Origin of the sequence: Idiomarina sp. UBA4206, from assembly GCF_002383015.1 — a bacterium.
Classification (GTDB): Bacteria; Pseudomonadota; Gammaproteobacteria; order Enterobacterales; family Alteromonadaceae; genus Idiomarina; species Idiomarina abyssalis.
Window position 1 is genome coordinate 21,358 of the sequence record NZ_DFTS01000041.1, and the last position, 4,448, is coordinate 25,805.

Genomic DNA, 4,448 nt, shown 5'->3' on the forward strand with positions numbered 1-4,448 from the left:
CACTGGCCAGCTCTTGCGCTGCCTTATACTGCATGGTGGTTGTCCTGTCCGGCTCAGGGGCCGTTTCTCTGACCAGGCTATAGCTTCCTATAGCACTGGCCACGAATAAGATAAGTGCGCCAGCCCAACGCCAGAAGGGTGACTGGTGCTTAACACCGCTTCTTCTGTCGGCCGGACCATTGAGCTCGGCATGTGCTTGTTGTAAGTGCCGTGGTAAAACTTCTGCACTTGATTCCGTATAGGCCGCCAGTAGTGCCCGGTCGCAATACAGGTTTAATAAACGGGGAATCCCCTGAGTCATTTGATGCGCTTTACGCGCCGCAGCTGCACTGAAAAGTGGCCGGTTCGCTCCTGCCACCTGAAGTCGATATGCAATATAACGTTGAGTATCGGCTTCTGTCAGCGGCAAAATATGATAACGGGCGGTAATACGCTGTGCCAGTTGACGCAGCTCCTGCCTGCGCAATAAATCCTGAAGCTCTGGCTGACCAATTAAAATCACCCGCAATAATTTCCGATCATGAGTTTCTAAATTGGTTAACAACCGCAACTGTTCCAGCACTTGCGGGCGCAAATGCTGAGCTTCATCAATAAGCACCACACACTGACGACCTTCATCATTGGCTTTCAGGAAAAACTGGCTGAGTTTGTCAGTCAAAGTTTTACGAGTGGCGGAGCGCTTTTGATAACGGATACCAAACTCATCGCACAAACTGGCAAGCAGTTCGTCCTCATTCAGCATCGGATTCAAAATAAAGGCGGTTTCAGTCGACTCAGGTAGTTGTTCCAGCAACGCCCGTGACACCGTGGTTTTTCCCGTCCCCACTTCACCGGTCAGTAAAATAAAGCCACCACTACCCTGCAGCCCTTGCGTAAGGTGCGCTAAAGCCTCCTGATGCCGTTCACTCAGGTAAAGGTAGTTTGGGTCTGGGGCAATAGAAAAAGGCTCTGCCTGAAGACCAAAATAGTTTTGATACATATCGGTCCGCTACTGTGCTGATGTTATTATTTGTCCAACAGTGTAACGACTTGCTTGCACATCGACCAGTGATTCGACATGATCATGCCAAACAAAGTTGAGGTGAACAGTGGAAGTCTATTTAGTCGGTGGTGCAATACGCGACAAACTCCTTAAATTACCCGTGCATGAACGCGACTGGGTGGTTGTTGGCGCCCGCTCAGAAGAGCTGCTGAACCAGGGTTTTCAGCAAGTAGGTAAAGACTTCCCGGTGTTTTTGCACCCGGATACGCATGACGAATATGCGTTAGCCCGTACCGAGCGAAAGTCAGGCAGAGGTCACACTGAATTTACCGTTTATGCCTCGCCAGAGGTTACTCTTGAGCAGGACCTTGCTCGTCGTGACTTAACCATTAATGCCATTGCTGAAAGCGAAGACGGAACAATTATTGATCCTTACAAAGGTGTACAGGATCTTGAAGCCCGTAAACTGCGACATGTGTCAGAAGCTTTTACAGAAGATCCTCTACGAGTTTTGAGAGTTGCGCGGTTCGCGGCTCGTTTTGCACATTTAGGGTTTAGTGTGGCTGCAGAAACCCAGCAGCTACTGCAACAGATGTCGGAGAGCGAAGAGCTCAGTCACTTAGTTCCCGAGAGAGTCTGGAGAGAATGGGAAAAAGCACTGTTAAGCGAAACACCTTCCGTCTTCTTAAACTTACTTAAAAGTATCGACGCACTGCCCCAGGTTTTACCGGGTATCACGGCCGATGATAGCCAGCTGCAAAGACTCAACAGGACTTCAGCTTATTCAGACTCGGCAATACTGCGTTTTGCCTGTTTATTTGTAGAGCAAAAGACACCCGATGATATCAAGCAGTTTTGTCGCCGACTGGCTATTCCAAACCACTATCGCGATGCCGCGACCCTTGCCAGGAATAATGAGCTCTTTATAACCCAGGCTAAGCTTCCTGAGGCAGAGTCGCTTTCGGCCACTTTAAAACAAATTGACTACTGGCGACGCCCGGAGAAACTCGGGCAGTTACTTCAATTAAGGGAAGCCGAGTTTAGTCGGTCAGAACAAAAGACAACTATTGATAAGCAGCACCAAAAACTGCGCTTAGCTGCCGAGAAAGCGTCAGCACTTAGTTCTCAGGCTTTGCAGCAGCAGGGACTCACCGGTAAAGCTCTGGGCAATGCACTGCGTGAACAGCGCGAGCAAATACTTGCAGAGGCGCTGGTTTAACCCTCCAGCCAGCCAGTATTTTCAAGAGGCTCTAACTGCTGCTGCGCCTGCTTATTGGACTCCTGATACTGTTCCCACAGCTGCTGATAACTGACTTCCAAAACAGGATGCAGGAGATCGCCGGCAATTTCAGCTAACGGCCATAGAACAAAAGCGTTTTCAAGGATCTCAGCACGTGGTAATTGCGGCTGTTGCGCTCGTATTACATCATCATAAAGCAGCACGTCAATATCCAGCGTCCGTGGACTGTACTTGGCACTTTCAGGCACTCGTCCATTTTGCTGTTCAATGCGCTTACACTCGGCTAAAACCTCGGTAACCGAGCGGCTTGTCTCCACCTCTACCACCAGGTTGTAAAAATCACTGCCGGAAAATCCAACCGATTCACTGCGAAAAATTCGTGAACGCTGACGCCAGCCAAAGCTTTCGGCAATTGCTTCTAAGCCGGCACGAATGTATTTTTCACGATCCGTATTAGAGCCTACCCCGAGAAAAACTTGCGCCACAACCTTACCTCTTACCCAAACGGACTATCAAACACGCTTCGACGAACCGTCACCGCAACATTTTTCGCATTGGGCACTGCCCCGGGCTTAGCTACGCGCACTTCAACATTCTGAACACCAAATTCATTCAAAATTAAGGTAGCAACCCCTTCAGCAACCGTTTCAATTAACTCTCGTGGCTTCTCTGCCACCCAAGCCGAAACCCGTTCGCTGACCAGAGCGTAATCTAAAGCGTCGTCGATATTGTCGGTAGTTGCTGCACGCTGGTTGTCCCAGCTCATTTGAATATCCAGCACTAACGACTGTTTTTTTTCTTTTTCCCAGTCGTAAACGCCAATAATGGTTTCTATGGTTAGACCCTCAATACTGACGACATCAATATCTGCTTGTTCCATTTGTGTTAACCCGTGGTAATTGCCCAAAAAACCGCTTATTCTATGGGCATTGACTTTTAATCGCAGTCTACCTTAACCAACGAGGGATTCGTACCCCATGACAGCGCTTACTTTACTGATGATACTTTCAGCCTACCTTCTGGGCTCTATCAGTAGCGCTGTGGTTATCTGCCGGCTTTGGGGGCTGCCTGATCCGCGCAAAGAAGGCTCTGGTAACCCGGGAGCAACCAATGTTTACCGGGTGGGCGGAAAAATTCCTGCACTATTAACTCTTTGGTTTGACGTACTAAAGGGTATGGTTCCGGTATGGGGATCTTATTTTCTCGGCATTGAACCATTTTTCCTTGGCTTAATTGCCGTTGCCGCCTGCCTTGGTCATATCTTTCCGCTTTACTTCCATTTTCGTGGCGGCAAAGCCGTAGCGACCGCCTTAGGTGCGATGTTTCCTGTGGCCTGGGAAATGGCCTTGTTGCTTATTGCGACCTGGTTATTGGTTTTCCGTATAAGCCGGGTATCTTCTTTAGCCGCTCTGGTAACCGTTTGCCTGGCACCGTTTTATGCTTATTGGATAAAACCCCAATACACGGTGCCGGTTATTATGATTTCACTATTAATTCTCTGGCGTCACCAGGCCAATATTCTGCGCTTGTCGTCAGGCGAAGAAAAAGCCTTTAAACGGCGTCGTTAATATTCACCATAGGTTTCAAATCCGTCATCGGCCATCTTGGATGTGTTTTTACTGCCAGTGACTCACGTTCTCCCGCTTGTAAACGCAGTGCGCCAGCTAAAGCAATCATCGCACCATTGTCGGTGCAGAACTCAGTACGGGGGTAAAACACCTGCCCATTTTGCTTTTGCAACAAAGCCTCAAGTTTGGCGCGTAAGTGTTTATTGGCACTGACACCACCAGCAACGACTAAACGCTTGTAGCCAGTTTCTTTTAATGCCCGGCGACATTTGATCACCAAGGTACCAACCACCGCATCTTCAAATGCCCGTGCAATATCAGCCAGGGTCTGCTCGTCATTATCATTAGCGGCCAGAGTATTAGCTGCGGAAGTTTTTAAACCACTGAAAGAAAAATTAAGGCCTGGTCTGTCTGTCATTGGTCTGGGGAAAGTAAACCGGTCACTATTACCCTGTTCTGCCAGAGCGGCCAGTCGTGGCCCCCCCGGATAATCCAGCCCCATCAGTTTAGCGGTTTTATCGAAAGCTTCGCCAGCTGCGTCATCGACGGATTCACCCAGCAAATGGTAATCGCCTATGCCTTTTACCTGCACCAATTGAGTGTGACCACCAGACACGAGCAAAGCAACAAACGGGAATTCGGGTTGGTTCTCTTCCAG

Annotated in this window: 6 protein-coding genes; 2 read left to right on the forward strand and 4 right to left on the reverse strand. The window is 49.1% G+C overall.

Annotation, left to right across the window (positions count from 1 at the left end):
• Positions 1-979, reverse strand: a 979-nt coding sequence (locus B3180_RS08745) for an ExeA family protein (protein WP_286844063.1), incomplete at its 3' end; no start/stop codon positions are given.
• Positions 980-1,088: 109 nt separating this feature from the next.
• Between B3180_RS08745 and B3180_RS08750 the strand changes: the two genes are divergently transcribed.
• Positions 1,089-2,201: a multifunctional CCA tRNA nucleotidyl transferase/2'3'-cyclic phosphodiesterase/2'nucleotidase/phosphatase gene (locus B3180_RS08750; RefSeq protein WP_273022124.1), complete on the forward strand. Its 1,113-nt coding sequence runs from the start codon at positions 1,089-1,091 to the stop codon at positions 2,199-2,201.
• Here the strand turns inward: B3180_RS08750 and folK are convergent.
• Positions 2,198-2,707, reverse strand: coding sequence for a 2-amino-4-hydroxy-6-hydroxymethyldihydropteridine diphosphokinase (gene folK, locus B3180_RS08755; protein ID WP_273022126.1), 510 nt, complete (start codon positions 2,705-2,707; stop codon positions 2,198-2,200). The two genes, B3180_RS08750 and folK, sit on opposite strands and share 4 nt — an antisense overlap.
• 11 nt (positions 2,708-2,718) lie before the next feature.
• A complete protein-coding gene (folB, locus tag B3180_RS08760) occupies positions 2,719-3,102 on the reverse strand; it encodes a dihydroneopterin aldolase (RefSeq protein WP_199495107.1) in 384 nt (127 codons plus the stop codon).
• Positions 3,103-3,199: 97 nt separating this feature from the next.
• On the opposite strand from folB, the gene plsY reads away from it, so the two are divergent.
• Entirely contained in the window at positions 3,200-3,790 is a 591-nt protein-coding gene (gene plsY, locus B3180_RS08765) for a glycerol-3-phosphate 1-O-acyltransferase PlsY (protein ID WP_199495108.1), read from the forward strand.
• On the opposite strand, the gene B3180_RS08770 is transcribed toward plsY, so the two are convergent.
• Positions 3,774-4,448, reverse strand: a 675-nt coding sequence (locus B3180_RS08770) for a tRNA (adenosine(37)-N6)-threonylcarbamoyltransferase complex transferase subunit TsaD (protein ID WP_286844068.1), incomplete at its 5' end; no start/stop codon positions are given. The genes plsY and B3180_RS08770 overlap by 17 nt on opposite strands.